Annotated in this window: 36 protein-coding genes and 1 pseudogene; 4 read left to right on the forward strand and 33 right to left on the reverse strand. The window is 68.0% G+C overall.

Annotation, left to right across the window (positions count from 1 at the left end; genetic code table 11):
* Positions 1–53 precede the first annotated feature (53 nt).
* From coaA to LR393_RS07710, 3 genes are all read left to right on the forward strand, one after another.
* Positions 54–1,052: a type I pantothenate kinase gene (gene coaA / locus LR393_RS07700; protein ID WP_345718737.1), complete on the forward strand. Its 999-nt coding sequence runs from the start codon at positions 54–56 to the stop codon at positions 1,050–1,052.
* A gap of 70 nt (positions 1,053–1,122) precedes the next feature.
* Positions 1,123–1,752 (forward strand): SigE family RNA polymerase sigma factor, encoded by a 630-nt coding sequence (locus tag LR393_RS07705; RefSeq protein ID WP_231482738.1) that lies wholly within the window; start codon positions 1,123–1,125, stop codon positions 1,750–1,752.
* Entirely contained in the window at positions 1,752–3,245 is a 1,494-nt protein-coding gene (locus tag LR393_RS07710) for a hypothetical protein (RefSeq protein ID WP_231482740.1), read from the forward strand. Before LR393_RS07705 ends, LR393_RS07710 begins: the two co-directional genes overlap by 1 nt.
* Positions 3,246–3,306: 61 nt before the next feature.
* Here the strand turns inward: LR393_RS07710 and glmM are convergent, their stop codons facing one another.
* The 3 genes from glmM to rplM all read right to left on the reverse strand — a co-directional run bounded on the left by glmM (position 3,307) and on the right by rplM (position 5,796).
* Positions 3,307–4,659: a phosphoglucosamine mutase gene (gene glmM / locus LR393_RS07715; protein ID WP_231482742.1), complete on the reverse strand. Its 1,353-nt coding sequence runs from the start codon at positions 4,657–4,659 to the stop codon at positions 3,307–3,309.
* A gap of 119 nt (positions 4,660–4,778) precedes the next feature.
* Positions 4,779–5,282, reverse strand: coding sequence for a 30S ribosomal protein S9 (gene rpsI / locus LR393_RS07720; protein WP_345718736.1), 504 nt, complete (start codon positions 5,280–5,282; stop codon positions 4,779–4,781).
* Positions 5,283–5,352: 70 nt separating this feature from the next.
* Positions 5,353–5,796, reverse strand: coding sequence for a 50S ribosomal protein L13 (gene rplM, locus LR393_RS07725; RefSeq protein ID WP_231482744.1), 444 nt, complete (start codon positions 5,794–5,796; stop codon positions 5,353–5,355).
* A gap of 296 nt (positions 5,797–6,092) precedes the next feature.
* Here rplM and sthA point away from each other — a divergent pair, with 296 nt between their 5' ends.
* Positions 6,093–7,511: a Si-specific NAD(P)(+) transhydrogenase gene (gene sthA, locus LR393_RS07730; RefSeq protein WP_231482746.1), complete on the forward strand. Its 1,419-nt coding sequence runs from the start codon at positions 6,093–6,095 to the stop codon at positions 7,509–7,511.
* A gap of 60 nt (positions 7,512–7,571) precedes the next feature.
* On the opposite strand, the gene LR393_RS07735 is transcribed toward sthA, so the two are convergent.
* The 30 genes and pseudogenes from LR393_RS07735 to rplV all read right to left on the reverse strand — a co-directional run bounded on the left by LR393_RS07735 (position 7,572) and on the right by rplV (position 26,816).
* Positions 7,572–8,483 carry a lipid kinase gene (locus tag LR393_RS07735; RefSeq protein WP_231482748.1) on the reverse strand — a complete coding sequence of 304 codons (912 nt, stop codon included), beginning with the start codon at positions 8,481–8,483 and terminating at the stop codon, positions 7,572–7,574.
* A 55-nt stretch (positions 8,484–8,538) separates the two neighbouring features.
* Positions 8,539–10,230: an ABC-F family ATP-binding cassette domain-containing protein gene (locus LR393_RS07740; protein ID WP_231482750.1), complete on the reverse strand. Its 1,692-nt coding sequence runs from the start codon at positions 10,228–10,230 to the stop codon at positions 8,539–8,541.
* Between the two features lie 44 nt (positions 10,231–10,274).
* The gene (locus LR393_RS07745; RefSeq protein ID WP_231482752.1) at positions 10,275–10,760 is read right to left on the reverse strand and encodes a DUF5709 domain-containing protein; all 486 of its coding nucleotides are present in this window, start codon (positions 10,758–10,760) and stop codon (positions 10,275–10,277) included.
* Positions 10,761–10,817: 57 nt separating this feature from the next.
* Complete coding sequence (locus LR393_RS07750) at positions 10,818–12,692, reverse strand: ExeM/NucH family extracellular endonuclease (protein ID WP_231482753.1); 1,875 nt, start codon at positions 12,690–12,692, stop codon at positions 10,818–10,820.
* 77 nt (positions 12,693–12,769) lie between these two features.
* On the reverse strand, positions 12,770–13,603 hold the full coding sequence (locus LR393_RS07755) for a tRNA pseudouridine synthase A (protein ID WP_231482754.1): 834 nt from the start codon (positions 13,601–13,603) through the stop codon (positions 12,770–12,772).
* Positions 13,604–13,721: 118 nt separating this feature from the next.
* Positions 13,722–14,369 (reverse strand): 50S ribosomal protein L17, encoded by a 648-nt coding sequence (gene rplQ / locus LR393_RS36260; protein ID WP_331282918.1) that lies wholly within the window; start codon positions 14,367–14,369, stop codon positions 13,722–13,724.
* Positions 14,370–14,437: 68 nt separating this feature from the next.
* Positions 14,438–15,454, reverse strand: coding sequence for a DNA-directed RNA polymerase subunit alpha (locus LR393_RS07765; RefSeq protein ID WP_231482756.1), 1,017 nt, complete (start codon positions 15,452–15,454; stop codon positions 14,438–14,440).
* Between the two features lie 95 nt (positions 15,455–15,549).
* On the reverse strand, positions 15,550–15,957 hold the full coding sequence (gene rpsK / locus LR393_RS07770) for a 30S ribosomal protein S11 (RefSeq protein WP_231482762.1): 408 nt from the start codon (positions 15,955–15,957) through the stop codon (positions 15,550–15,552).
* Between the two features lie 66 nt (positions 15,958–16,023).
* Positions 16,024–16,404, reverse strand: coding sequence for a 30S ribosomal protein S13 (rpsM, locus tag LR393_RS07775; protein ID WP_231482763.1), 381 nt, complete (start codon positions 16,402–16,404; stop codon positions 16,024–16,026).
* A 198-nt stretch (positions 16,405–16,602) separates the two neighbouring features.
* Positions 16,603–16,716 carry a 50S ribosomal protein L36 gene (gene rpmJ, locus LR393_RS07780; protein ID WP_214154137.1) on the reverse strand — a complete coding sequence of 38 codons (114 nt, stop codon included), beginning with the start codon at positions 16,714–16,716 and terminating at the stop codon, positions 16,603–16,605.
* Positions 16,717–16,765: 49 nt separating this feature from the next.
* On the reverse strand, positions 16,766–16,987 hold the full coding sequence (gene infA, locus LR393_RS07785; protein WP_052530803.1) for a translation initiation factor IF-1: 222 nt from the start codon (positions 16,985–16,987) through the stop codon (positions 16,766–16,768).
* A 220-nt stretch (positions 16,988–17,207) separates the two neighbouring features.
* Positions 17,208–18,056 (reverse strand): type I methionyl aminopeptidase, encoded by an 849-nt coding sequence (gene map / locus LR393_RS07790; protein ID WP_231482765.1) that lies wholly within the window; start codon positions 18,054–18,056, stop codon positions 17,208–17,210.
* Between the two features lie 22 nt (positions 18,057–18,078).
* On the reverse strand, positions 18,079–18,651 hold the full coding sequence (locus LR393_RS07795) for an adenylate kinase (RefSeq protein WP_231482766.1): 573 nt from the start codon (positions 18,649–18,651) through the stop codon (positions 18,079–18,081).
* 13 nt (positions 18,652–18,664) lie between these two features.
* Positions 18,665–19,975, reverse strand: coding sequence for a preprotein translocase subunit SecY (gene secY / locus LR393_RS07800; RefSeq protein WP_231482772.1), 1,311 nt, complete (start codon positions 19,973–19,975; stop codon positions 18,665–18,667).
* Between the two features lie 205 nt (positions 19,976–20,180).
* Entirely contained in the window at positions 20,181–20,645 is a 465-nt protein-coding gene (gene rplO, locus LR393_RS07805) for a 50S ribosomal protein L15 (protein WP_231482774.1), read from the reverse strand.
* 1 nt (position 20,646) lies between these two features.
* The gene (rpmD, locus tag LR393_RS07810) at positions 20,647–20,829 is read right to left on the reverse strand and encodes a 50S ribosomal protein L30 (protein ID WP_231482776.1); all 183 of its coding nucleotides are present in this window, start codon (positions 20,827–20,829) and stop codon (positions 20,647–20,649) included.
* Positions 20,829–21,488, reverse strand: a complete 660-nt coding sequence (rpsE, locus tag LR393_RS07815) for a 30S ribosomal protein S5 (RefSeq protein ID WP_331282919.1) — start codon at positions 21,486–21,488, stop codon at positions 20,829–20,831. Before rpsE ends, rpmD begins: the two co-directional genes overlap by 1 nt.
* 47 nt (positions 21,489–21,535) lie before the next feature.
* Entirely contained in the window at positions 21,536–21,925 is a 390-nt protein-coding gene (gene rplR / locus LR393_RS07820) for a 50S ribosomal protein L18 (RefSeq protein ID WP_231482778.1), read from the reverse strand.
* Positions 21,925–22,467 carry a 50S ribosomal protein L6 gene (gene rplF / locus LR393_RS07825; protein WP_231482779.1) on the reverse strand — a complete coding sequence of 181 codons (543 nt, stop codon included), beginning with the start codon at positions 22,465–22,467 and terminating at the stop codon, positions 21,925–21,927. Before rplF ends, rplR begins: the two co-directional genes overlap by 1 nt.
* Before the next feature lie 18 nt (positions 22,468–22,485).
* Positions 22,486–22,884 carry a 30S ribosomal protein S8 gene (gene rpsH / locus LR393_RS07830; protein WP_231482780.1) on the reverse strand — a complete coding sequence of 133 codons (399 nt, stop codon included), beginning with the start codon at positions 22,882–22,884 and terminating at the stop codon, positions 22,486–22,488.
* Positions 22,878–23,072 (reverse strand): hypothetical protein, encoded by a 195-nt coding sequence (locus LR393_RS07835; RefSeq protein ID WP_231482781.1) that lies wholly within the window; start codon positions 23,070–23,072, stop codon positions 22,878–22,880. The genes rpsH and LR393_RS07835 overlap by 7 nt, the downstream gene beginning before the upstream one ends.
* Positions 23,073–23,148: 76 nt before the next feature.
* A complete protein-coding gene (locus tag LR393_RS07840; RefSeq protein WP_052530793.1) occupies positions 23,149–23,334 on the reverse strand; it encodes a type Z 30S ribosomal protein S14 in 186 nt (61 codons plus the stop codon).
* Position 23,335: 1 nt separating this feature from the next.
* On the reverse strand, positions 23,336–23,908 hold the full coding sequence (gene rplE / locus LR393_RS07845; RefSeq protein ID WP_231482785.1) for a 50S ribosomal protein L5: 573 nt from the start codon (positions 23,906–23,908) through the stop codon (positions 23,336–23,338).
* Positions 23,909–23,910: 2 nt separating this feature from the next.
* Positions 23,911–24,276 carry a 50S ribosomal protein L24 gene (rplX, locus tag LR393_RS07850; RefSeq protein WP_231482787.1) on the reverse strand — a complete coding sequence of 122 codons (366 nt, stop codon included), beginning with the start codon at positions 24,274–24,276 and terminating at the stop codon, positions 23,911–23,913.
* Between the two features lies 1 nt (position 24,277).
* Positions 24,278–24,646, reverse strand: a complete 369-nt coding sequence (rplN, locus tag LR393_RS07855; protein WP_214154112.1) for a 50S ribosomal protein L14 — start codon at positions 24,644–24,646, stop codon at positions 24,278–24,280.
* A complete protein-coding gene (rpsQ, locus tag LR393_RS07860; protein WP_231482789.1) occupies positions 24,643–24,924 on the reverse strand; it encodes a 30S ribosomal protein S17 in 282 nt (93 codons plus the stop codon). Before rpsQ ends, rplN begins: the two co-directional genes overlap by 4 nt.
* Before the next feature lie 23 nt (positions 24,925–24,947).
* Positions 24,948–25,160 (reverse strand): annotated as a pseudogene (gene rpmC / locus LR393_RS07865) (50S ribosomal protein L29); the annotation flags it as partial.
* Positions 25,160–25,579: a 50S ribosomal protein L16 gene (gene rplP, locus LR393_RS07870; RefSeq protein WP_231482799.1), complete on the reverse strand. Its 420-nt coding sequence runs from the start codon at positions 25,577–25,579 to the stop codon at positions 25,160–25,162. The gene rplP and the pseudogene rpmC, both read right to left, overlap by 1 nt.
* Positions 25,580–25,584: 5 nt before the next feature.
* Positions 25,585–26,421, reverse strand: coding sequence for a 30S ribosomal protein S3 (gene rpsC / locus LR393_RS07875; protein WP_231482801.1), 837 nt, complete (start codon positions 26,419–26,421; stop codon positions 25,585–25,587).
* Positions 26,421–26,816 (reverse strand): 50S ribosomal protein L22, encoded by a 396-nt coding sequence (gene rplV / locus LR393_RS07880; RefSeq protein ID WP_231482803.1) that lies wholly within the window; start codon positions 26,814–26,816, stop codon positions 26,421–26,423. The genes rpsC and rplV overlap by 1 nt, the downstream gene beginning before the upstream one ends.
* Between the last annotated feature and the right edge of the window lie 18 nt (positions 26,817–26,834).

Here is a 26,834-nt window from a genome sequence, read left to right on the forward strand (position 1 = left end):
CGTCGGATCGGTCACGGACGTCCGGGCCCCGTGGCCGGGGCGCGGCGGGCAGAATGGCCCCCGTGCCGAGGAGCCCCGACCCCCTGAGCGCGCCGGAACGCCCCGAGGGCACCGGCAGCCGCGCCACGCCCTACGTGGAGCTGGACCGGGAGGCCTGGGGCGCCCTGCGGGCCAACACCCCGATGACCCTCACCGCGGAGGACGTCGACCGGTTGCGCGGGCTGGGAGACCTCATCGACCTGCGCGAGGTCGAGGAGATCTACCTGCCGATGAGCCGGCTCCTCAACCTGTACGTGGCCGGCACCGCCCGGCTGCACCAGGCCACCTCCACCTTTCTCCAGGAGAGCCCGGCCCGCACGCCGTTCGTCATCGGCATCGCCGGTTCGGTGGCCGTGGGCAAGTCCACCACCGCCCGCATCCTGCGCGAGCTACTCACCCGCTGGCCGGGCACCCCGAGCGTGGAACTGGTCACCACCGACGGTTTCCTCAAGCCGAACGCCGAGCTGGACCGGCTCGGGCTGATGGCCCGCAAGGGTTTCCCGGAGTCGTACGACCAGCGCCGGCTGCTGCGTTTCGTGGCCGACGTGAAATCGGGCCGACCCGAGGTCCGCGCCCCCGTCTACTCGCACCTGACCTACGACATCGTGCCCGGTGAGGAGGTCGTGGTGCGCCGCCCCGACGTCCTCATCGTGGAGGGCCTGAACGTGCTGCAGCCCGCCCGGGTCCGCGCCGACGGCCGCCAGGGCATGGCGGTCAGCGACTTCTTCGACTTCTCCATCTACGTGGACGCGCACACCGAGCAGGTGCGCCAGTGGTACGTGAACCGGTTCCTGCGCCTGCGCGAGACCGCGTTCGCCCGCCCGGAGTCGTACTTCCAGCGCTACGCCGCCCTCACCGACGCCGAGGCAGTGGCCACGGCCATGCGGATCTGGCACGACATCAACGAGAAGAACCTGGTGGAGAACGTGCTCCCGACCCGCGCCCGCGCCACCCTGGTGCTGACCAAGGGCGCCGACCACACCGCCCGGCGGATCCGGCTGAGAAAGCTGTAGCCCGAGCAACCTCACCGGCCCCGGACGGCGTGTATCTCCCCGAGGAGCAAGACCTTCAAAGGGGGGATTCATGGACGACGAGGCCGCCTTCCGGCAGTTCGTCACCGCGCGCTGGCCCGCCCTGGTGCAGAGCGCCTACCTGATCACCGTGGACCGCGGCGTGGCCGAGGACTGCGTGCAGGAGGCCCTGACCCGGGTGCACCGCCGCTGGCACCGGCTGGGGGACGACAACCCGGAACCGTACGTGCGCAAGGCCGTGGTGAACGCGGCCCTGTCGTGGCGGCGCCAGCGCCGCATCCGCGAGGTGCCGCTGGAGTCGGCCCCCGCACCGGCGGTCGGTCTGGGCGCCACCGAGCCGGTGGACGAGCAGCTCGTCGCCGCCCTGCGCTCACTGCCGCCGCGCATGCGTGCCGCGGTGGTGCTGCGTTACCTGGAGGACCGTTCCGAGGCCGAGACCGCACACCTGATGGGTTGCTCGGCCGGCTCGGTGAAGAGCGCCTCGAGCCGGGGCCTGGCGAAAATCCGCGCGGCTCTGGCCGATTCACCTCCGGTGGCGACCGTCGGGGCTCCGGCCCCGAACCGGGCCGGGCCGGTTCCCGCATCCGGCGCCCAGGTCACGAGCCGGTCCGAAGTACTCGACACCCGCCCGAAGCTCGACACCCGCCCGAAGCTCGCCAACAGCCCGAAGGGAGCCAAGTGATGAACCCGACCGATCAGCGGCCCGAGCCGGGCCTGCCTCCCGAACTGGCCGCTCGCATGCAGCTTCTGGCCGAGACCCAGACCCGGGACAGCCGTCCCTTCCCCCGCCTCGAGACCTCCGTCCGGCGCGACCGGATGACCCGTTTCGCCGGGCTGGCCCTGGCCGGGGCCGCAGCCGCCGCGGTGGTGGCCGTGCAGGTGCTGGCCGGGGGCGCGGCCGACCGGGCCGACCAGGGAGTCCCGAGCCGCCCGACGCCCACCGTGATCGCCACCCGGACCGCGGAGCCGACCACCCTCGAGGAAGCCGGGTACCCGGCGGGCACCGTCGGGTCGCTGGCCGGCGACACGACCTGGCTGGCCGGCATCCGCCAGCAGCGGGCGCGTGACAACGACCAGGTCGACGCCGACGACGTGCATGTCGTCGCGGCCGGGGACATCGACGACCGGGCCCGCTACGCGGTGCTGGTGTACTCCCGGGAACGGAAAGGAAAAGCTTACTGGGGCCGCGATATCTGGCTCGGTGACGCCGGGGCACCGGCTTCCCGGATGAGGAGCACGACCAGCAGCGGCCTGTCGGACAGCCCCGGCGAGGTGCCCTATGAACCGCTGACCCTGCTCGACGCCCCGGACGGCACGTACGCCGGCGCGAAGGCCGTCGTGATCGTCTCCGCCCCCGGCGCCGACACCCCACAGATCGCGACCGCCCGCACTTTCGACGTGGTGGGGACGACCGAGAAGATCGACACGACCCGGCGGTCCGTGCCCTCGGCCGGCGAAAGCACCTGGGCCGGGCCGGTCACCGAAGACGAGTACCGCCTGTTCGACGTCCAGATCGCGGTCGGGGGCGCCGAGGCCGGGGGGACGTCGACGACCCACGCCCTGGGCTACGACCTGGTGGCGGTGGCAGCACCCGGCACGGATCCCGACGAGCTCGAGTACCTCGACGGCAGCCTGGGCCGGAACCGGACGACCGGCGCACAGACCCCGGTCTGGGCCGGTACCGCCAAGGCCGGGAAGAAGGGCCAGGCCGCGGCGACGCTGCTGCGGTCGGCGAACGGCGTGTACCTCGCGGCCTTCAGCGAGCACCAGCCGGACAGTGAGGATCTCACCGGCGACATCAGCGACACCGGTGACACCGAGTACGAGGCGATCCAGCGAGGCCACCTGGTGATCCGGTCCGACAGCGATTCCGCCGCGATGGCGAGCGTCTGGACCGAGCACGGCGAGACCCGGCGCTACCTGGTGATCGCCCCGCAGAACGCCACCCAGGTCCGGGTCGGGCAGATCACGGCCGCGGTGAAGAACCGGATGGCCGTCCTGGACGTGTCCAGCCCCTTCACCGAGGACGGGGAGGACCGGGCGGTGGAACCGGTGGTCGCTCTCGCGGCGGACGGTTCGGTGATCGGGCAGCAGACGCCGCCCAAGAGCCAGGAGGACACGCTCTACCTGGCTGTCGATACCTCCGGCGGTGACGGGCGGTCGGTGACCCCGTAAAAGGACGAAGGGCGGTTCCGCACGCCGCGGAACCGCCCTTCTTTCCTTGTCTCACAAAGCTTTACACGCTCAGCGCGAGCCGGTCCTTCACCACCGCGGCCAGGCCCTCGGCCTCGGCGCTGGCCTGGCCGGCTTCCTTGGCCTCGACCATGACGCGGACCAGGGCCTCGGTGCCGGAGGGGCGCAGCAGCACGCGGCCGGTGTCGCCCAGACGGGCCTGCGCCGCAGCGACCGCGGCCTGGAGCTCGGCGTCGTCGTGGCAGCGGTTCTTGTCCACGCCCTTGACGTTGACGAGGACCTGGGGCAGGCGCTCCATCACCGAGGCCAGCTCGGCCAGCGACTTACCGGTCTGGGCCATGCGGGCGAGCAGGTGCAGGCCGGTCAGGACACCGTCGCCGGTGGTGCTGTGGTCGAGCATGACGACGTGGCCGGACTGCTCACCGCCGAGTGAGTAGCCACCGCTGCGCATCTCCTCGAGCACGTAGCGGTCGCCGACGGCGGTCTGGATCACGCGGATGCCCTCGCGCTCCATGGCCAGGCGCAGACCCAGGTTGCTCATCACCGTGGTGACGAGGGTCTTGTGGGCCAGTACGCCCCGGTCGGCGAAGGCCAGAGCCAGCACGGCCATGATCTGGTCGCCGTCGATGTCGCGGCCCAGATGGTCGATGGCCAGGCAGCGGTCGGCGTCACCGTCGTGGGCGATACCCACGTCGGCGCCGTGCGCCAGCACGGCGTCGCGCAGGTGCCCCAGGTGGGTGGAGCCGTAGTCGTCGTTGATGTTGAGCCCGTCGGGCTCGGCACCGATCACGATGACCTCGGCGCCGGCCTCGCGGAAGGCCCGCGGCGAGACCACGCTGGCCGCGCCGTGGGCGCAGTCGAGCACCACCTTGAGACCGTCGAGACGGCACGGCAGGGTGGCCAGCAGGTGGGCCACGTAGCTGTCACCGGCCTTGGCCAGACGGCGGGTGCGACCGACCTCGGCGCCGGTGGGGCGGGCCCAGGGCTCGCCCATGCGGCGCTCGATCTGGTCCTCGACCTCGTCGGGAAGCTTGTAGCCGCCACTGGCGAAGAACTTGATGCCGTTGTCGGGCATCGGGTTGTGGGAGGCCGACAGCACCACGCCCAGGTCTGCCTCGGAGTCGTCGACGAGGAAGGCCACGGCGGGGGTGGGAACCACGCCCGCGTCCTCGACGTCGACGCCCGCGCTGGCCAGACCGGCCATGACGGCGGCGGACAGGAACTCACCCGAGGCCCTCGGGTCACGCCCGACCACTGCTCGGGGCCTGCGGCCGTGGAAATCCGCGACCTCGCCGAGCACGTGCGCCGCCGCGACCGCGAGGTCGAGGGCGAGCTCAGCGGTCAGGTCGCGGTTCGCCAGACCCCGGACGCCATCCGTGCCGAATAGTCGCGCCAACGAGTTCCTCCTACGCGGGAATGTTTCACATCTAACTCGCCGATTATCCCCCCGCTGAACGCAAGACGGCCCCGGAGCCAGATAACCCCGGGGCCGTGCGTGCGCAGCTGATGTCTGGATCAGCGCTTGCTGTACTGAGGAGCCTTACGAGCCTTCTTGAGACCAGCCTTCTTACGCTCCTTGGCCCGCGGGTCACGGGTCATGAAGCCGGCCTTCTTCATCGACGGACGGTTCGTCTCTTCGTCGATCTCGTTCAGCGAACGGGCGATGCCCAGACGCAGCGCACCGGCCTGGCCGGACGAGCCGCCGCCGTGCAGGCGCGCGATGACGTCGAAGCGACCCTCGAGCTCGGTGACCCGGAACGGCTCGTTGACGAGCTGCTGGTGCACCTTGTTCGGGAAGTAGTCCTCAATGGTGCGCCCATTGATCTTCCACTGGCCCGTGCCCGGAATGATGCGGACCCGGGCGACAGCCTCCTTGCGGCGGCCGGTGGCCGAGCCGGGGGCGATGATGCTGGAGCCGCTACCCTTGACCGCCGGCGTGGCGGAGGTGTAGCTGCTCGGGGCGTCCTCTTCGAACTCCTCGGTGGCGGCGTCAGCCACTTCGGCGGTGGACTCGGTCACGGTTCTCCTTGGTGCGCTTGGCTACGGGGGTCGCGATCCGCGGGCGCCGGGTTACCGGCAGCCTCGTGGATTACTGCGCGACCTGGGTGATCTCGAAGGGGACGGGCTGCTGCGCGGCGTGCGGGTGCTCCGGGCCGACGTAGACCTTGAGCTTGCCGAGCACCTCGCGGCCGAGGGAGTTCTTCGGCAGCATGCCCCGGATCGCCTTCTCGACGGCGCGCTGCGGGTTCTTCTCCAGCAGCTCGGTGTAGCTGACCGAGCGCAGACCGCCCGGGTAGCCGGAGTGCCGGTAAGCGAGCTTCTGCTCGCGCTTCTTGCCGGTCAGGGCGACCTTGTCGGCGTTGATGATGATGACGAAGTCACCAGTATCGATGTGGGGAGCGAAAGTGGCCTTGTGCTTGCCCCGCAGGAGCACAGCGGCCTGCGAAGCGAGCCGGCCGAGCACGACGTCGGACGCGTCGATGACGTGCCAGCGGCGCTCGATGTCACCGGGCTTGGGGGTAAACGTACGCACGGTCGCAGCCTCGTTCTGATCAGAGCATTCGGGTCGACATTTTCATGTGCCACGGGCAACGCCTCTTCGAATGCATCAACGAGGTCGCTGCTCCGTCCCCGACGTGCCACGCACCAACTAGGCTCGACATGACGGACGGGTCACACAACGAGGACTCAGATTACCGGGCTGCTTCCGGGGGGTCAAAACGTGGGGTCGGCAAGCACAACTTCAGCCCGTCGATCAACCCCGCGCCGCCCACCGCCGATGGAGTGGTGGCCAGCCGCGAACCAGCTGATGAACCGAGGGATCCGATCATGGCCGACGAGCAAGAATACGAGTACGACCTGCTGGTGATCGGGAGTGGGCCGGGCGGGCAGAAAGCCGCGATCGCCGCGGCCAAGCTGGGCCGGCGCGCCGCCGTGATCGAACGCGGCGACATGGTCGGCGGGGTGTGCATCAACACCGGCACCATCCCCTCCAAGACGCTGCGCGAGGCCGTGCTCTACCTCACCGGCACCTACCAGCGGGACATGTACGGCCAGAACTACCGGGTGAAACAGGACATCACCCTGGAGGACCTGCTGGCCCGCACCCAGCACGTGATCGGCCGCGAGGTCGAGGTCATCCGCAGCCAGCTCAACCGCAACGGCGTGGATCTGGTGCACGGCACCGGCCGGTTCACCGACCCGCACACCGTGCTGATCGAGGGCGGCCCGCAGGGCACCCGCTCGGTCACCGCGCGGTACGTGGTGATCGCCACCGGCACCACCCCGGCCCGGCCGTCCTCGATCGAGTTCGACGGCAAGAAGGTCATCGACTCCGACGGCATCCTGCACCTGGACCAGCTGCCGCGGTCGATGGTCGTGGTCGGGGCCGGGGTGATCGGGATCGAGTACGCGTCGATGTTCGCGGCCGTCGGCTGCAAGGTCACCGTGGTCGAGCAGCGCGACCGGATGCTCGACTTCTGCGATTCCGAGATCGTCGAGTCGCTGAAGTTCCACCTGCGGGACCTGTCGGTCACCTTCCGGTTCGACGAGAAGGTCGCCTCGGTCGAGAACAACGCCAACGGCACCGTGACGAATCTGGTCTCCGGTAAACGAATTCCGGCCGACGCGGTGATGTACTCGGCCGGCCGCCAGGGCGCCACCGAGGCACTCGACCTGGCCGCCGCCGGGCTGGAGGCGGACCCCCGGGGCCGGATCACGGTGGACGACCACTACCGCACGAGCGTCGAGCACATCTACGCCGTCGGTGACGTGATCGGTTTCCCGGCCCTGGCCGCGACCTCGATGGAACAGGGCCGCCTGGCGGCCTATCACGCCTTCGGCGAGCACGTGAACAGCCTGATCAGCCTCCAGCCGATCGGCATCTACACGATCCCGGAGATCAGCTACTGCGGCTGGACCGAGGCCGACCTGACCTCCTCGTCCGTGCCCTACGAGGTCGGCATCTCGCGCTACCGCGAACTGGCCCGCGGGCAGATCGCCGGCGACTCCTACGGCATGCTCAAGCTGCTGGTCAGCACCGGCACGCGAAAGCTGCTGGGCGTGCATGTGTTCGGCTCCCAGGCGACCGAGCTGGTGCACCTCGGCCAGGCGATCATGACCTGCGAGGGCACCGTCGACCACCTCGTCGACACGGTGTTCAACTACCCCACCCTGTCCGAGGCCTACAAGGTGGCCGCCCTGGATGCCGTGAACAAGATCCGGGCCGTGGAGCGGTTCTTCGCCTAGGCAGGCCTGGCCGTGGCGGCGGTGCTGATGGAGAGGATCGGGCTGAGCGACCAGGACGGACTAGACGCCGACCGTCGCATCCGCCTGGACGATCACGCGCAGACCGCCCTGCACGATGCCGAAGTCGACGGGGGTGCGGGCGGAGAGCTCGCCGTCCACGTTCACCGCCTCCCCGGGATTCGTGCTGACCCGGACGTTCTGCGTGGTCACGTGGTAGACGTGGTCGTTCTCGGTGAACGCGCCGCTGACGAAGTGCCGGGCCACCTGCCAGCGTTGCCGTGGGGTGCCACGAGGGATCGCGTAGACGTCGAGCAGGTGGTCGTCGATACCGGCGTCGGGCGAGACCACCGCTCCCCCGCCGTAGAACCGGCCGTTGGCCACGGCCAGCTGGAGTAGATCGTCGAGCTCGACGTCGGGGTGATCCCCGTCGGGAAACTCCAGCCGGGCGGAGAACGGCACGAAGCGGCGGTAGGCCTTGACGGCGGCGATCGGGTAGGCGAGAGCGCCGAGGCGCTTCTTCAGCTTCGGGTTCAGCATCTCGGTGACGCCGACAGCCAGGCCGAGGGAACTGACGTTGAGGAAACGGTCGTCGCCCACCACCCCCAGGTCGACGTCCACCGCCTTGCCCCCGGCCACGGTCTCGCAGGCCTTCATCAGGTCGGTGGGCAGACCCAGGGTGCGCGCCAGGTCGTTCGCGGTGCCGGTGGGCAGCAGCCCGAGCGCCACCTGGGTGTTGCACAGCTGAGGCGCCACCGAGCTGACCGTGCCGTCACCGCCGCCGAGCACGATCGTGCGGGCGCCCGCGTCGATCGTCTCCTGCACCAGCTGGGGCAGAGTGCTCGGGTCGTCCACGGCGTGGGCGGCCGTCAGTGACACCCCCAGCTCCACGAGCCGGTCACGAGCCTGGTCGAAGGTCTCCCGTCCGCGGCGCGACGCCGAGTTGACGATGAGCACGGTCGGCGTCTCTGTCACGACGACCAGGCTAAGCCCGGAGTCTGAATGTTGTGTGAGAGGCCCCTGGGAACGCTTACCGCGCCCGCTGCACCCGTTTCTCGTCCCAGACCGGCTCGTCCGACTCGTAGACCTGCCCGTCCGACCCGAACACCAGGAACCGGTCGAACTCGCGGGAGAACCAGCGGTCGTGGGTCACCGCCACCACCGTGCCCTCGAACGCCCCGAGCCCCTTCTCCAGGGCCTCGGCCGAGTGCAGGTCGAGGTTGTCCGTCGGCTCGTCGAGCAGCAGCAGCGTGGCTCCTGAGAGCTCCAGCAGCAGGATCTGGAACCGCGCCTGCTGACCGCCCGACAGCGACTCGAACTTCTGCTCGGCCTGCTCGCTGAGTTCGTAGCGGTCCAGCACCCGGCTGGCGGCCTCGCGCGGCAGCCCGGAACGGTGCCCGTCGCCGCGGTGCAGGATGTCGAGCAGCGTGCGCCCGGCCAGCTCCACGTGCTGATGGGTCTGCGCGAACCAGCCCGGCCGCACCCGCGCGCCGAGTTTCACCGAACCGGTGTGCGGCACCTCACCGGGCCGGGCCGTCGGTGAGTCGTCCACCGGCTGATGCTCCACGTCCGGGTCGCTGCCACCGGCCGCCAGGAGCCGCAGGAAGTGCGACTTGCCCGAGCCGTTGGAGCCCAGCACCGCCACCCGGTCGCCGAACCACAGTTCGGTGCTGAACGGCTTCATCAGACCCGTGAGCTCGAGATCGGTGGCCACCACGGCCCGTTTCCCCGTGCGTCCACCCTTGAGCCGCATGTGCACGTTCTGCTCGTTCGCCACCAGCTCGGGCGGGCCGGCCGCCTCGAACTTAGCCAGCCGGGTCTGCGCGGCGTGGTACTGCGCGGCCATCGAGTCCATGAACGAGGACTTCGTCTTCAGCATCAGCACGAGCTGTTTGAGTTTGGCGTGCTCCTCGTCCCAGCGCCGGCGCAGCTCTTCCAGCCGGCTGTTGCGGTCGGTGCGGGCCTGCGCGTAGGTGCTGAACCCGCCGCCGTGGATCCAGGCGTTCGCCCCGGCCGCGTGCGGCTCCAGGGTGACGATGCGGGTGGCGGCGTGGGAGAGCAGCTCCCGGTCGTGACTGACCAGCAGCACGGTCTTGGAGGTCTCGGCCAGGCGCTCCTCGAGCCAGCGCTTGCCCGGCACGTCGAGGTAGTTGTCGGGCTCGTCGAGCAGCAGCACGTCGTCGGGGCCGCGCAGCAGGGCCTCGAGCACCAGGCGCTTCTGCTCCCCGCCGGAGAGCGTGTTCGCGTTGCGGTACTGGGCCTTCTCGAACGGCATACCGAGAGCGGCCACCGTGCAGACGTCCCAGGAGGTCTCGGCCTCGTAGCCACCGGCGTCGGCCCAGTCGGACAGAGCCTGGGCGTAGGCCATCTGGGTGGGCTCGTCCTCGTGCTCCATCATCTTCAGCTCGGCGGCCTCAAGGGCCTGCCCGGCCACCCGGACGGTCGTCGGCGCCACCGAGACCAGCAGGTCGCGCACGCTGGTGTCGTCGCGGACGCTGCCGATGAACTGCCGCATCACGCCGAGCGATCCGGACACCACGGCGGCGCCGCCGTGCGCGGAGGTGTCACCCGCCAGGATGCGCAGCAGCGTGGTCTTGCCGGTGCCGTTCGGGCCGATCAGCGCGGCGACCGCGCCGTCGGGCACCTTGAAGGTGACCTCGTCCAGCAGGGGACGCCCGTCGGGAAGAGTGAAAGAGACCTGATTGACGTCGATGCCGGACACACCTGACAGTGTGCCCGGCATCGGAGCTCAGACGCGAAACGATTTCACTCGATGATGTGGACCGCGGCCTCTTCGGCGCTCGCGGCCCCCTGGTCGATGCCCACGTCGGAGCCGATCAGGTCTTTCTCCTCGTCGGCGCCCAGACCCTCGTCCGGGTCGACCAGCCGGCCCGCGCGACCCTGACCGACCTCCGCGTAGGAGAGTTCCTCGTCCTCGATGCGGTTGTTGTCCACCGAGTCGACGTTCTCGTCCGTCGGCGAGGCCTCCAGGTCGGAGGCCAGATTCGGGTCGGGCTCCTCCTGCGCGAGGCGCGCATCGAGGCTCTCGCCCTGCGCCTCCTCGGCGTCGGTGGTGCCGAACCGGGTCATGCCCCGCGGCTTCTCCGGCGGAGAGTAACCCGCGTCGTAGACCTGCCCGTCGACGTCGTCGTCACCGAAGGCCTGGTCCAGGTCGTAGGTATCGTCGGAACCGTCGGAAGACGGCTGGTACACCTCGTCCGAGTCGCCCGGCTCAGGGGTCGAATTACTCATGAAGGCGACCTTGGCACTCTCGCGCCGAGGCCGCCATTCGTGAGCGTCCGAAGATCTTTACTTCCTCAGATCCAGACCGATCAGTACGGGGTCGTGGTCCGAGGTGCGGAACCGGTCGGGGGCGTACAGCGACGTGATCTGCCCGGCGGACTTGAAGTTGGTGTTGTAGTCCAGCACCGACGGCTCGTCGGCGTTGATGTGCACGTCCAGCACGTCTTTCACCTGACTCTTCAGGGACGGGCTGGCCAGGGCCTGGTCGAGGTAGCCGGACTGGGCGCTGAACACGTAGGAGTAGGCCTTGTCGCTGCCGATCTTCTGATCGACCATGTCCGTGTAGCCCAGGTCGTTCAGGGCCAGGATCGGGTCTTCCTTGGCGTACGAGTTCAGGTCACCGATGACCAGCACGTCCTTGTCACCCACGGCCGGCACCAGGGTCGAGTCGATCCAGCCCGCCAGCGTCGTGGCCTGCTCGGTGCGGTGGGCGTTCCAGCAGCTCTGACCGTCGCCCTGGTCGGTGTCCAGGCCGGTCGCGCCGTCGCAGCCCTTCGACTTGAAGTGGTTCACGACCACGCTGACCTTGGCGTTCTTCGGGGTCCTGAAGGTCACGGCCAGCGGATGACGCTCGAACAGATCGTCGTTCTCGACCAGGGTCTTCACCGGGGTGACCTTCGCCGGCTGGTAGAGCATCCCGACCTTGATCGCGTCGTCACCGGCCACATTGAGGACGCCGGTGGCGGCGTCCGCGTCCACGTACGCGTAGGTGCCGGGCCCGGTGGCCGCGTTCAGGGCGTCGGTCAGGGTGGCGATCGCGCTGTCGGCGCCGTAGCCGTCGTTCTCGATCTCCATCAGACCGACCACGTCGGCGTCCAGGCTCTTCAGGGCGGCGATCTCCTTGGCGGTCTGCCGCTCCAGCTCGGCGGCGTTCTCCGCGCCGCGGCAGTCGGTGGCCGCGCCACCCACGCCGTACGTGCAACCGGTGAAGGTGTTGAAGTAGTTCAGCACGTTGCTACTGGCCACGGTCACATCGCCCTTGACCTTCGAGGTCTTCGGACGGGGGTTGGTGGCCCGGAAGTCGGCGGCACCGTTCAGGGCGCCGACCGGACGCAGACGCCAGGCGTTGGGGCTGGCCGCGTTACCGGCCCAGGTGTAGGTCAGTACGCCGGTCGCGTTCTTCACCGTGTCGCCGGTGCGCAGGGTGTTCGTCGCGCTCAGCGGCTTGCCGTCACGCCCGAACACGATCGGGTCGGCGTTCTGGTTGTTCAGCGCGTCGTCGATGATCAGCTGGTTCAGGGCGTTCCTGGCCTGCAGCTGCGCCCGCTTCGGGTCGGCCGCCGGGTACACGTTGGTCGGCTGCCTCAGCCGGCCCTTGCTCGACACCGTGACCTGGCCGAACCGGCCCAGCAGGTAGTGCTCGGAGACGGTGAGCTTCTGCGGCAGGCGCACCAGCATGCCCTCGTAGCGCTCCAGGGCGGTCGCCGAGGCCAGGGGCAGCTTCACCGTGGTCGGCTTCACCGTCTTGCCGGTGGCGCACAGGTCGAGGGTGGTCGAGGTGATCTGGGTCTGGCCCTGGTACTCCGCCGCGGCACCGGTGACCTGGACCTCGTCACCCACACTGACCTGGTTCCTACCCGGCGCGTAGACGAAGATCCCGTCCGACGTGGCCTTGTCCTTGTCCCCACCGTCCTGCAGGAAGAACCCCTGGAGAGTGGGCGAGGAGCCCTCGTTGTCGCTCACCACCACGCCCCGCACGGTCACCGTGCCGGTGATCGCCGCGGTGTTGCCGCTGCCCTGGATACTCCCGATCGCGCTCACGTCGCCGGTGCACGTCGCTGCCTGCGCGGTCCCCGGAGCCAGGATTCCCAGCCCCGCCAGTCCCGTCGCCGCCGCGAACACCAGGGCGCCGGTCGCGTAATTACGCCTCGTCGTCGTCACGGTCGAGGAGCCTAAGGGTCTTCTGTGCGTTCTGGCGTGAACAGCACGTGACGACTGACACCTGATCTGTCAGCGGGCTACGGCAATGTACGTACTGATCGCGATTCCTGCGCCCGGGCCGCCAGTTCGTCGTCCGCGGGGTACCCGACCTCCTCCAGCACCAGCCCGTGCGGGGGCACCACCGCGACGCGCGGGTCCCGACGTCCCTGCGTCAGCACCTGAGCCGGCCAGTCATCGGGCTTGCGCCCCTCCCCCACCGGCAGCACGGCGCCGACCAGGGCCCGCACCATCGAGTGGCAGAAGGCGTCGGCGAGCACCGTGGCCACGAGCAGACCCTGCTCGTCGCGATGCCACTCGTAGTTCAGCAGGGTGCGGATCGTGGTCGCGCCCTCGCGGTACTTGCAGAACGCGGCGAAGTCGTTGAGTCCGGCCAGGGTGCGGGCGGCCCGGGTCATGGCGACTTCGTCCAGAGGACGCCGGTGGCTCAGGACGTCGCGGCGGCGCAGCGGGGGTGGCCCGCTGGGGTGGTCGCTGATCCGGTAGGCGTAACGACGGTGGATCGCGGAGAAGCGGGCGTCGAAACCCACGGGGGCGATCGAGGCACCGTGCACCCGGATGTCACCCGGCAGGACACCCGCCAGCCGGGTCAGGACTGCCTGCTCCGGAGCTCGGTCGCTGCGGCCGGGCAACTGGTTCCAGGCGCTCATGGGCACGTCGGCGTGCGCTACCTGGCCGTTCGCGTGCACGCCGGCGTCGGTACGGCCGGCCACCGTGAGCTTCGGTGCGACTGGCAGGCGCAGGATCGTGCCCAGTCCCGCCGACAGGGTCCCCTCGACCGTGCGGCGGCCGGGCTGGGCGGCCCAGCCGCTGAAGTCCGTGCCGTCGTAACCCAGGTCCAGGCGAACTCTCACTGTGGACCGCGGGGGCTCAACAACGTCCAAAAGCACTGGGCTCTTTCTGTTTCGGTGACCACAACGACGCGAGCCCGCCACCCCCGGGACGGGGATGACGGGCTCGGCGGCGTGGAACTTACTTCTTGCCGTCGACCGCGTCGTCGGCAGCCTCTTCGGCAACCTCGGCAGCAGCCTTGGCGTCCTTGGCCTCGTCGCTACCCGAAGCCTCGGCCTCGGCCGCAACGGCAGCGGTCTCGGACTGGGCCGCAGCGTCGACCGAACCCTCGGCGTCACCGTCGACCTTGGCGTTCTCGGCCTCGGTCGCGGTGTCCTCGGCGGCCTGCTCCGCGGCCACGGACTTGTTGCCACGGGCAGCGCGACCGGTGGCGGCCTCGGCCTCACGCACGGTCGACTGACCGGCGGTCAGCGGGTCCAGGACCAGCTCGATGACGACCATGGGGGCGTTGTCGCCCTTCCGGTTACCGATCTTGGTGATCCGGGTGTAGCCACCCTTGCGCTCCGCCACGACCGGCGCGATCTCGGTGAAGAGCGTGTGCACGACGCCCTTGTCCGTGATCGTCTGCAGCACCCGGCGGCGGGCCGCCAGGTCACCGCGCTTCGCGAAGGTGATCATGCGCTCAGCCAGGGGCTGCATGCGCTTGGCCTTCGTCTGCGTGGTGGTGATGGACTTGTGCGTGAACAGCTGGGTCGCGAGGTTGGCGAGCATCAGCCGCTCGTGCGCGGGACCACCCCCGAGACGGGGACCCTTGGTGGGCGTGGGCATGTCTGTGACTCCTAGAGATGCACAACCCGGGCACGGGGGTTCGCGTCCCGCGCCGGGCTATGGGGTTGTCAGAGCTGCTCGTCCTCGGCGAACGACATGTCGTCGTCCGCTCCGAAGCTGTCGACGACGAGGGTGGGGTCGAACCCGGGCGGGCTGTCCTTGAGCGCCAGGTTCATACCGTGAAGCTTGGCCTTGACCTCGTCGATCGACTTGGCGCCGAAGTTGCGGATGTCGAGCAGGTCGGCCTCACTGCGCCCGACGAGTTCACCCACGGTGTGGATGCCCTCGCGCTTGAGACAGTTGTACGACCGGACCGTGAGGTCGAGCTCCTCGATCGGCAGCGCCAGATCGGCGGCCAGGGCGGCGTCCGACGGGGACGGGCCCATGTCGATGCCCTCGGCCTCGAGGTTGAGCTCACGGGCCAGACCGAACAGCTCGACCAGCGTCTTGCCGGCGCTCGCCATGGCGTCGCGCGGCTGCATCGACGGCTTGGTCTCGACGTCGACGATCAGCCGGTCGAAGTCGGTGCGCTGCTCGACCCGGGTCGCCTCGACCTTGTACGTGACCTTCAGCACCGGCGAGTAGATGGAGTCGATCGGGATCCGGCCGATCTCCTGCTCACCGGTCTTGTTCTGGTTGGCCGACACGTAGCCACGACCGCGCTCGACGGTCAGCTCGAGCTCGAGCTTGCCCTTGCCGTTCAGCGTGGCGATGTGCAGGTCGGGGTTGTGTACCTCGACACCGGCCGGCGGAGCGATGTCCGCGGCGGTGACCGTGCCCGGACCCTGCTTACGCAGGTACATCACGATCGGCTCGTCGTGCTCCGAGGAGACGACCAGACGCTTGATGTTCAGGATGAGCTCGGTGACGTCTTCCTTGACACCGGGCACGGTGGTGAACTCGTGCAGCACACCGTCGATGCGGATGCTGGTGACCGACGCGCCCGGGATGCTCGAGAGCAGGGTGCGACGGAGCGAGTTCCCGAGGGTGTACCCGAACCCCGGCTCCAGCGGCTCGATGACGAACCGGGAGCGGTGCTCGGAGACCGCTTCCTCGGCGAGGATGGGGCGCTGTGCAATCAGCACTGGTGTTTTCCCTTTCGCTACAGGCGACCGCTATATGACGCCTGCTGGGGGTGAGCCCGCCGGTCCTCTGTCCGACCGGCGGGCCGGGTGAAGCGTTAGACGCGACGACGCTTCGGCGGGCGGCAGCCGTTGTGCGGCGTCGGGGTGACGTCCTGGATCGAGCCGACCTCCAGGCCGGTGGCCTGGAGCGAGCGGATCGCGGTCTCGCGGCCCGAGCCCGGGCCCTTCACGAAGACGTCGACCTTGCGCATGCCGTGCTCCTGCGCGCGACGGGCAGCGGCCTCGGCGGCCATCTGCGCGGCGAACGGGGTCGACTTACGCGAGCCCTTGAAGCCGACCTGGCCGGACGAGGCCCACGCGATGACGTTGCCCGTCGGGTCGGTGATCGAGACGATGGTGTTGTTGAACGTGCTCTTGATGTGGGCGTGCCCGTGAGCGACGTTCTTCTTCTCCTTGCGACGCGGCTTGCGCGACGCAGCGGACTGGCGTGACTTGGGAGGCATCTAAAAGCTACTTCCTGGGAGGTCGTCGGTCCGTACTCCGGACCCTTGGTGAGAGGGTGGAGCGGACTACTTCTTGCCGGCCTTCTTCTTACCGGCCACAGTGCGCTTCGGGCCCTTGCGGGTACGAGCGTTCGTCTTGGTGCGCTGGCCGCGGACCGGCAGGCCGCGACGGTGACGCAGACCCTCGTAGCAACCGATCTCGACCTTGCGGCGGATGTCGGCGGCAACCTCGCGGCGCAGGTCACCCTCGAGCTTGAAGTTGCCCTCGAGGTGGTCGCGCAGACGGACGAGGTCTTCCTCGCTCAGCTCACGCACGCGCAGGTCGGCGCTCAGGCCGGTCGCGGCGAGGGTCTCCTTGGCGCGGGTCTTGCCGACGCCGAAGATGTAGGTGAGGGCGACCTCGAGACGCTTTTCGCGCGGGAGGTCGACTCCAACGAGACGTGCCATTGCAGGGGTTCTCTTCTCTGCTCATTACCAGGTGTGGAGCAGCGGCATTTCCCTGCGTTCAACTACCGCGAGGGTCCCCGGCCCAGTTGTCCGGGGGTGTCGTACCCCGAGGTCGGGCGTGTCGCCCTGCACCTCAGAGACGTGCGCTGCTGTTTTACTCAGATCCTGCGATGGTGCGGTGGTTCTGCGGGGCTTGGATCAGCCCTGACGCTGCTTGTGGCGCACGTTGTCGCAGATCACCATGACCCGGCCGTTACGGCGGATCACTCGGCACTTGTCGCAGATCTTCTTGACGCTCGGCTTGACCTTCATCGTGGCTTCCGGGAGTGGCTGATGGAGCAGGGCATGGGCTGCGGAGATGTCACTTGTAGCGGTAGACGATGCGCCCACGGGAAAGGTCGTACGGGCTCAGCTCGACCACCACCCGGTCTTCCGGAAGGATCCGGATGTAGTGCTGGCGCATCTTGCCGGAGATGTGCGCGAGTACCTTGTGCCCGTTGGAAAGCTCCACGCGGAACATGGCATTCGGCAGCGCCTCCACCACGCTGCCTTCGATCTCGATGACACCGTCTTTCTTCGGCATGTCCTCCGCTTTTCCTGTCGATCGTTCATCGCGGCGCCCGGCCGCTACCCGACCCTCCAACTACAGGGACCGGAACGATCAGGCGTTTCATCAGACGGCTCAGACTGACGTCTAGAGGCTGTCTCAGGCCGTCATCGGGTGTTTCCGGACGACGAAGAAATTCAGCACATGAGCCGACGTAAAAGTCTACGCCATACCATGGTGGACGGCGAAATCGAGCCTAGGCCGAGGTGGCCAGGGAAGAGACCGGGGCGCCCAGTTCGGTCAGTTTCGAGACCCCGCCGTCGTGGGCCGTGAGCACCCAGAGACCGTCTTCGAGCAGAGCCACCGAGTGCTCCCAGTGAGCGGCGTTCCCGCCGTCCACCGTTGCCACGGTCCACTCGTCGGAGAGCACCCGGGTGTCCGGGTTGCCGGCGGTCAGCATCGGCTCGATGGCCAGGCAGATGCCGGCCCTGAGCTTCGGGCCGCGGTCGCGGGTGCGGTAGTTCAGCACGTGCGGGGCCTGGTGCATCTCGGTGCCGATGCCGTGGCCACCGTAGTCCTCGACCAGGCCGAAACGGTCACCGACGAAGTCCTCGACCGCCACACCGATGGCGTTGAGGCGCTCCCCCGCGACGATGGCCGCGATCCCGCGCCACATCGATTCCTCAGTGGTGTCGATCAGGTCCTGGTCGGTCTTGGCCAGTTCCGGGTCCCGCTCGCTGTCACCGGGCACCACCGCGGTGAAGGCCGAGTCGCCGTGCCAGCCGGCCAGGATGGCGCCGCAGTCGACGCTCACCACGTCGCCCGCCCTGAGCACCTTGCTGCCCGGGATGCCGTGCACGACCTCGTCGTTCACCGAAACGCAGAGGGTGGCGGGGTAGGGCGGACGGCCGTAGTTCAGGAACGACGGCGTCGCGCCCCGCCCGACGATCAGCTCGTTCGCGACCCGGTCCAGGTCACCTGTCGTCAGCCCCGGGGCCAGTGCAGCACGCACGGCCTGAAGGGCGTCGGCGACAATCAGCCCGGCGGCCCGCATGAGGCGGACCTGATCGGGCGTCTTGTACTGGATCCGGTCGCGACCGAGCATTCTTGGTTCTCTCTTGGTTGGTTCAGGCTGCGAAGTCGTCGCAGGCGGCCAGGAGCCGGCTGGTCACGTCGCTGATGTCGCCCATCCCGTCGACCCGCAGCAGCAGGTTGCGGTCCGAGTAGATGTGCACGAGCGGAGCGGTCTGCTCGGTGTAGACCTCGAGGCGGTGCCGGATGACGTCTTCCGTGTCGTCCGGGCGGCCCTCGATCTCGGCCCGCTTGAGCAGGCGATCCACCACTTCGTCCATGTCCACGGTCAGCTCGAGCACGGCGTCCAGCTTCGTGCTGGACGTCGCGATCATCGAGTCGAGCTCGTCGACCTGCGCCGCGGTACGCGGGTAACCATCCAGGAGGAACCCGACAGCGGCATCCTCCTCGAGGAGACGGTTGCGCACCATCTCGTTCGTCACCTCGTCCGGCACGTACTTGCCGGACTTCATGATCTCCTCGACCTGCTTGCCCAGCGGCGTTCCGTCCGTGACGTTCTGCCGGAAGATGTCACCGGTCGAGATCGCCGGGATGCCGAAGTGGGCGGCGACCTTCTTGGCCTGTGTGCCCTTTCCAGCGCCGGGTGGACCGAGGATCACAAGCCTCATCGACGCACCGCTCTCATCGCAGGAACCCTTCATAGTGACGCTGCTGCAGCTGGGACTCGATCTGCTTGACCGTTTCCAGACCCACTCCGACGACGATGAGGATGCTCGTACCGCCGAAGGGGAAGTTCTGATTCGCGTCGACCAGGATCAACGCGATCAGAGGGATCAATGCCACCATGCCGAGGTACAGAGCACCAGCAAGAGTAATGCGACTCAGAACATATTCGAGGTAGTCGGCCGTCGGTCGTCCCGCGCGGATTCCGGGGATGAAGCCGCCGTACTTCTTCATGTTCTCGGCGACCTCGTCCGGGTTGAACGTGATCGCCACGTAGAAGTACGTGAAGAAGAGAATCAGCGCGAAGTACAGCGCGATGTAGATCGGGTGGTCACCCTTCACCAGGTTGTCCCGGATCCAGACGACCCAGCCGGCGGTGCTGTTCTGCCCCTGGAACTGGGCGATCAGGGCCGGTAGGTACAGCAGCGACGAAGCGAAGATGACCGGGATGACACCCGCCATGTTCACCTTGATCGGGATGTATGTCGTCGTGCCGCCGTACGCCCGCCGGCCGACCTGCCGCTTGGCGTACTGCACCGGGATCCGGCGCTGGCTCTGCTCGACGAAGATGACCGCCGCCATGATCAGCAGGCCGAGACCGATCACGATGAAGAAGGTGTTGAAGCCGCGCTGCGTCTTGATCGACCAGAGCGAGCCGGGGAACGCCGACGCGATCGAGGTGAAGATCAGCAACGACATACCGTTGCCGATGCCCTTCTCGGTGACGAGCTCACCCAGCCACATGATGAAGCCGGTACCCGCCGTCATGGTCAGAACCATGACGCCGAGGGTGAAGAGGTCGTCGTTCGGGATCAGCGTCTCGGTGCAGTTGGTGAAGAGGCCACCCTGCTGACGGGAGATCGCCACGAAGGTGGTCGACTGCAGCACCGCGAGACCGATGGTCAGATATCGCGTGTACTGGGTCAGTTTGGCGGTGCCCGACTGACCTTCCTCCTTCAGCGCTTCGAACCGCGGAATGACCACGGTGAGCAGCTGGATGATGATCGAGGCCGTGATGTACGGCATGATCCCGAGCGCGAAGATCGACAGCTGCAGCAACGCACCACCGCTGAACAGGTTCACCAGCTCGTAGAGGCCGGACGAGCTGCTGTTGCTCGCGAGGTCCACACAGCGCCGTACGGCCGCGTAGTCGACGCCGGGGGTCGGGATGTACGACCCCAGACGGAAGAGCGCCATGATCGCTACGGTGAAGAAGATCTTGCGCCGCAGATCAGGGGTTCGAAACGCCCGGAAGAACGCGGTGAGCACGCAAAACCTCCTGCGCGCTGCCCAACACAGGGCAGCTCGTCGTGACGGGCCATTGGATTGGGCCGTTGGTGCGCCCGACAGATCGGCTGTGAGCCACCTGGGCCCGCCGATCTGCAAGACGCCGGTCGTGTGACCTTAACACCCCGGCGACTCCCATATTTCGGGAGTCACCGGGGTGTCAGAAATCGAGCTGGTCGAGCAGGTGCTACAGCTCGGTGGCGCTGCCACCGGCAGCAGCGAGCTTCTCCTTGGCGCTGGCGGAGAACTTGTTCGCGGTCACGTTGATCGCGACCGAGATCTCGCCGTCACCCAGAACCTTGACCAGGTGGCCCTCACGGACTGCACCCTTGGCCACCAGGTCCTCGACGGAGACGCTGCCGCCGTCGGGGAACAGGGAGCTGAGCTTGTCCAGGTTGACGACCTGGTACTCGGTCCGGAACGGGTTCTTGAACCCACGCAGCTTCGGGAGCCGCATGTGGAGGGGCATCTGCCCACCCTCGAACCGGGCCGGAACCTGGTAACGGGCCTTCGTACCCTTGGTACCGCGACCCGCCGTCTTACCGCGCTTGCCGCCTTCACCGCGACCGACCCGGATCTTGGCCGTCTTGGCCCCGGGGGCCGGGCGCAGGTGATGCACCTTCAGCGCGTGCTCGCGCTGGCCTTCTGCCATCTCAGTCCACCTCCTCGACGGTGACGAGATGCCGCACCGTGTTGACCATCCCGCGAATCTCGGGACGGTCTTCCTTGATCACAGTGTGGCCGATCCGCTTCAGGCCGAGCGAACGCAGCGATTCGCGCTGGTTCTGCTTGCCGCCGATCTTCGACTTGATCTGAGTGACCTTCAGCTGAGCCATCAGCCGGCCACCCCCGCGGCCCGGGCGCGCAGCATGGCGACCGGGGCGACGTCCTCGAGGGGCAGACCACGACGGGCCGCAACCTCTTCCGGACGCTCGAGACCACGCAGCGCGGCAACGGTCGCGTGAACGACGTTGATCGCGTTGTCCGAGCCGAGCGACTTGCTCAGCACGTCGTGGATACCGGCGCACTCCAGCACGGCGCGCACCGGACCACCGGCGATAACGCCGGTACCCGGAGACGCCGGCATGAGCAGCACGACGCCGGCCGCTTCCTCACCCTGGATCCGGTGAGGAATCGTGCCCTGGATACGCGGAACCTTGAAGAAGGCCTTCTTCGCCTCTTCAACGCCCTTCGCGATCGCGGCGGGTACTTCCTTGGCCTTGCCGTAACCGACGCCGACCGTGCCGTCGCCGTCACCGACGACGACCAGGGCGGTGAAGCTGAAGCGACGACCACCCTTCACGACCTTGGCAACCCGGTTGATCGCGACGACGCGCTCGACGAACTGGTTCTTGTCCTGGCCGCCGTCACGACCACCACGGTTGTCGCGGTCACGGCCGCCCCGGCGACCGCCGCCGCCGCTGTTCTCGCCGCCGCTGCTCGGCCCGCCGGAGTTGGTGTTACCCCCGGGCCCGCGACGCTGAGGTCCAGCCATCAGACGTTCCTTCTCTCTCGCTTCGTAAAGGTCAGCGTGCGCATGGGCTAGAGGACCAGCCCGGCCTCACGGGCGCCGTCCGCAATTGCGGCGACACGACCGTGATACCTGTTGCCACCGCGGTCGAAGACCACAGCGGTGACACCGGCGGCCTTGGCGCGCTCGCCGAGCAGCTCGCCGACACGGCGGGCCTTGGCGGTCTTGTCGCCGTCCAGGCCCCGCAGGTCCGCCTCCATGGTGGAGGCCGACGCCAGGGTCTTGCCCTGCGTGTCGTCCACGACCTGCACGAAAACGTGACGGGCGGAACGGTTCACGACCAGGCGCGGGCGCTCCGTGGAGCCCCGCAGCTGCTTGCGCACTCGCAGGTGGCGACGGGTACGGGAGGCCTGCTTGTTGCGGACCGAGCCACCGCCGCTGCGCTTGACACCGATAGCCATTACTTCTTACCCGCCTTTCCGACCTTGCGCTTGATCACTTCGTCGGCGTAGCGGACGCCCTTGCCCTTGTAGGGGTCGGGCTTACGCAGCTTGCGCAGGTTGGCGGCAACCTCGCCGACAGCCTGCTTGTCGATGCCGGACACCGAGAACTTCGTCGGGCCCTCCACCGCGAAGGTGATGCCGGCCGGCGGCTCCACCGTGATCGAGTGGCTGTAGCCCAGCGCGAACTCCAGGTTGGAGCCCTTCGCCTGGACGCGGTAACCCGTGCCAACGATCTCAAGCTTCTTGGTGTAACCCTCGGTCACGCCGACCACCATGTTGGAGATCAGCGTGCGGGTCAGACCGTGCAGTGCGCGCGACGTACGCTCGTCGTCGGGGCGCGTGACCTTCACCGTTCCGTCGTCCTCGCGGGCGACGGTGATCGGGGCGGCAACGGTGAGGTTCAGGGTCCCCTTGGGGCCCTTAACCGACACCTGCGCGCCGTCGAGGTTCACGTCGACGCCGGCGGGAACGGTGATCGGCAGTCGTCCGATTCGGGACATGCTCTCTCTCCCTTCCCGTTACCAGACGTAGGCGAGGACTTCCCCACCTACGCCCTTCTGCTTGGCCTGCTTGTCGGTCATGAGCCCGGACGAGGTCGACAGGATCGCCACGCCGAGGCCACCAAGGACCCGGGGCAGGTTCGTCGACTTCGCGTAGACCCGCAGACCGGGCTTGCTGATCCGCCGGAGACCGGCGATCGAGCGCTCCCGGTTGGGGCCGAACTTCAGCTTCACGGTGAGCGTCTTGCCCACCTCGGCGTCAGCGATCTCCCAGGAGGAGATGTAGCCCTCCGCCTTGAGGAGCTCGGCCACGTTCGCCTTCAGCTTGCTGTAAGGCATCTGAGTCTGGTCGTGGTACGCGGAGTTCGCGTTCCGTACGCGGGTCAACATGTCCGCGATCGGATCGGTCATCACCATTGGGCTTGTCCGCCCTTTCCCACCACGGTTTCGGCAACCTTCTCGGAGGCGTCGACCTGTGGCGTAGTTGCTGCTTCGAGAACCTCGGGCTCGAGGAACTCGGGGAGGTACTCCGGTACATCGTGCCGCAGCGTCACCAAGCCGGTCGGAAGGCTGGAGCGCAGCGAAACCATGCGATTGTTGCGCACCGTCCGACGACGGCCGGACCGGGGCGCCACCGAAGTGGCGCCCGGGGTCGGAATTGTCAGCTGTGACACGGCCGGCCTACCAGCTGCTCTTGGTGACGCCGGGCAGTTCGCCCCGGTGAGCCATCTCGCGCAGGCAGATCCGGCACAGGCCGAACTTGCGGTAGACAGAGTGCGGGCGGCCGCAGCGCTGGCACCGGGTGTAACCCCGGACACCGAACTTCGGCTTACGCGCCGCCTTGTTGATCAGCGCAGTCTTCGCCACGTCAGTTCTCCTTGAACGGGAAACCGAGGAGCTTCAGGAAGACTCGCCCCTCTTCGTCGTTGGTGGCCGTCGTGACGACCGTGATGTCCATACCCCGAACGCGGTCGATCCGGTCCTGGTCGATCTCGTGGAACATGGACTGCTCGTTCAGGCCGAACGTGTAGTTGCCACGCCCGTCGAACTGCTTGCCGCTGAGTCCACGGAAGTCGCGGATACGCGGCAGGGCGATGCTGACCAGGCGGTCCAGGAACTCCCACATGCGGTCGCCGCGCAGCGTGACGTGCGCACCGATCGGCATGCCCTCACGCAGCTTGAACTGCGCGATGGACTTGCGGGCCTTGGTGACCTGGGGCTTCTGGCCGGTGATCGCGCTCAGGTCGCGCACCGCGCCGTCGATGAGCTTGGAGTCGCGGGCAGCCTCGCCCACACCCATGTTCACGACGACCTTGACCAGACGCGGGGTCTGCATCACGTTCGGGTAGTTGAACTGCTTGCGCAGCTCCGGCGCGATCTCCGCGTCGTAGCGCGTACGCAGACGCGGCTGCACCTTGGTGCCCTCTTCGGTCACAGTCATGGTCACAGATCCTTACCGGAACGCTTGGCGTAGCGAACCCGCACCGTCTTGGTCTTGCCGTCGCGCTCGACGGTCTCGACCCGGGTGCCGACGCGGGTGGCCTTCTTGGTCTCGGGGTCGACCAGCATCAGGTTGCTGATGTGGATCGCCGCCTCCTGAGTGATGATCCCGCCGGTCTGCGAACCCCGGCTGGACTGTCCCTCCTTGGTGTGGCGCTTGACCCGGTTGAGGCCCTCGACCAGGACCCGCTGGGTCTCCGTGTTCACGGAGATCACCTTGCCGGTCTTGTTCCGGTCGCCGCCGTTCTTCTGGCTACGACCAGTGATCAGCTGGACGGTGTCGCCCTTCTTGATCCTCATCTTCGCCATCTCAGAGCACCTCCGGTGCCAGCGAAATGATCTTCATGAACTTCTTGTCGCGCAGCTCACGGCCGACCGGCCCGAAGATACGGGTGCCACGGGGGTCGCCGTCGTTGCGCAGAATGACCGCAGCGTTCTCGTCGAAGCGGATGTACGAGCCGTCCGGCCGGCGGCGCTCCTTGACGGTGCGCACGATGACAGCCTTGACGACGTCGCCCTTCTTGACGTTGCCGCCGGGGATGGCGTCCTTGACGGTCGCGACGATGACGTCACCGATGCCGGCGTACCGACGGCCGGAGCCGCCGAGCACGCGGATGCAGAGGATCTCCTTCGCACCGGTGTTGTCGGCGACGCGGAGCCGCGATTCCTGCTGAATCACTTGGCCTTCTCCAGAATCTCGACCAGGCGCCAGCGCTTGGTGGCCGACAGCGGACGGGTCTCCGAGATCGACACCAGATCGCCGACACCAGCGGTGTTGGCCTCGTCGTGCACCTTCACCTTGGTGGTGCGCCGGATGACCTTGCCGTAGAGCGGGTGCTTGACCCGGTCCTCGACCTCGACCACCACGGTCTTGTCCATCTTGTCGCTGACGACGTAGCCGCGGCGTCCCTTACGGTTGCCACGCACCTCAACGTCAGCCTGGGTGTTCTCACTCATGCTCAGGCCTCCGGGGTGACGGTGATACCGAGCTCGCGCTCGCGCATCACCGTGTAGATGCGGGCGATGTCCCGCTTGACAGCACGCAGCCGCATGTTGTTTTCCAGCTGGCCGGTCGCGGACTGGAAGCGAAGGTTGAAAAGCTCTTCCTTCGCCTTCTTCAGCTCCTCGGCCAAGCGCTCCTGGTCGAAACCGCGCAGGTTAACCGGGTTCAGATCCTTGGAACCGACGGCCATCAGCTTTCACCGCCTTCGCGCCGGACGATCCGGCACTTCATCGGCAGCTTGTGGATCGCCCGGGTGAGGGCTTCCTTCGCCACCTTTTCAGTCGGGAACGAGAGTTCGAACATCACGCGACCAGGCTTGACGTTCGCGACCCACCACTCCGGGGAACCCTTACCGGAACCCATGCGGGTCTCGGCGGGCTTCTTGGTCAGCGGGCGGTCCGGGTAGATGTTGATCCAGACCTTGCCGCCACGACGGATGTGACGGGTGATCGCGATACGCGCCGACTCGATCTGGCGGTTGGTCACGTACGCAGGCTCCAGAGCCTGGATGCCCCACTCGCCGAAGGTCACGGCGGTGCCGCCCTTCGACATGCCGGAGCGGCTGGGGTGGTGCTGCTTGCGGTACTTGACCCGACGCGGGATCAGCATGGTGCTCAGGCCTCCGATCCGGTGGCGGCAGGCGCGTCAGCGGCCGGCGCGGAGGCGGCGGGCGCCTCCGCAGCGGGGGCGCTGTCAGCGGACTGCTGCGGACGACGACGCTGCGGGCGAGCCGCGCGGCCACCGGGGCCACCCGGACCGTCGCGACGCGGACCACGCGCCGGGGCGGCAGCCTGCTCACGAGCGAGCTCGCGGCTGGTGATGTCGCCCTTGTAGATCCACACCTTCACGCCGATGCGACCGAAGGTGGTGCGGGCCTCGTACAGGCCGTAGTCGATGTTCGCGCGGAGCGTGTGCAGGGGCACGCGGCCCTCGCGGTAGAACTCCGAGCGGCTCATCTCGGCGCCGCCGAGACGACCCGAGCACTGCACCCGGATGCCCTTGGCACCGGCGCGGAGCGAGGACTGCATGCCCTTGCGCATCGCGCGGCGGAAAGAGACCCGGCTGGCCAGCTGCTCGGCGATGCCCTGGGCGACCAGCTGAGCGTCGACCTCGGGGTTCTTCACCTCGAGGATGTTCAGCTGAACCTGCTTGCCCGTGAGCTTCTCGAGCTCGCCACGGATCCGGTCGGCCTCGGCGCCACGGCGACCGATGACGATGCCCGGACGCGCGGTGTGGATGTCGACGCGAACCCGGTCCCGGGTGCGCTCGATCTCCACGCGGCTGATGCCGGCCCGCTCCATGCCCTTGGACATGAGCTTGCGGATCGCGACGTCTTCCTTCACGTAGTCGCGGTACCGCTGCCCACCCTTGGTGCTGTCAGCGAACCACCGGCTCTTGTGCTCGGTGGTGATGCCCAGGCGGAACCCGTGCGGGTTGACCTTCTGGCCCACTAGCGGGTCCTCCCATTCGCGGAGGCGGCCTGGGGGCCGCCCTTCTTCTCGGCCGGACCGACGACCACGGTGATGTGGGCGGTCCGCTTGCGGATCCGGTATGCCCGGCCCTGTGCCCGCGGCCGGAACCGCTTGAGCGTCGGGCCCTCGTCCACGAAAGCCTCCTGGATGACCAGGGTGCGCTCGTCGAACGCCTCGGACGCGGCAGCGGCCTTCACCCGTGCGTTCGCGATCGCGCTCTGCACGACCTTGAGCACCGGCTCGCTGGCGGCCTGCGGAGCGAACTCCAGCGTGGCGATCGCCTGCGGCGCCTGCTTCCCGCGGATGAGGTCGACGACGCGGCGGGCCTTCATGGGCGTGACACGGACATACCGCGCCTGCGCCTTGGCTTCCATCGCTACTTCCTACCTTCT

Source organism: Kineosporia mesophila, from assembly GCF_021129235.1.
In the GTDB taxonomy this organism is placed as follows: domain Bacteria; phylum Actinomycetota; class Actinomycetes; order Actinomycetales; family Kineosporiaceae; genus Kineosporia; species Kineosporia mesophila.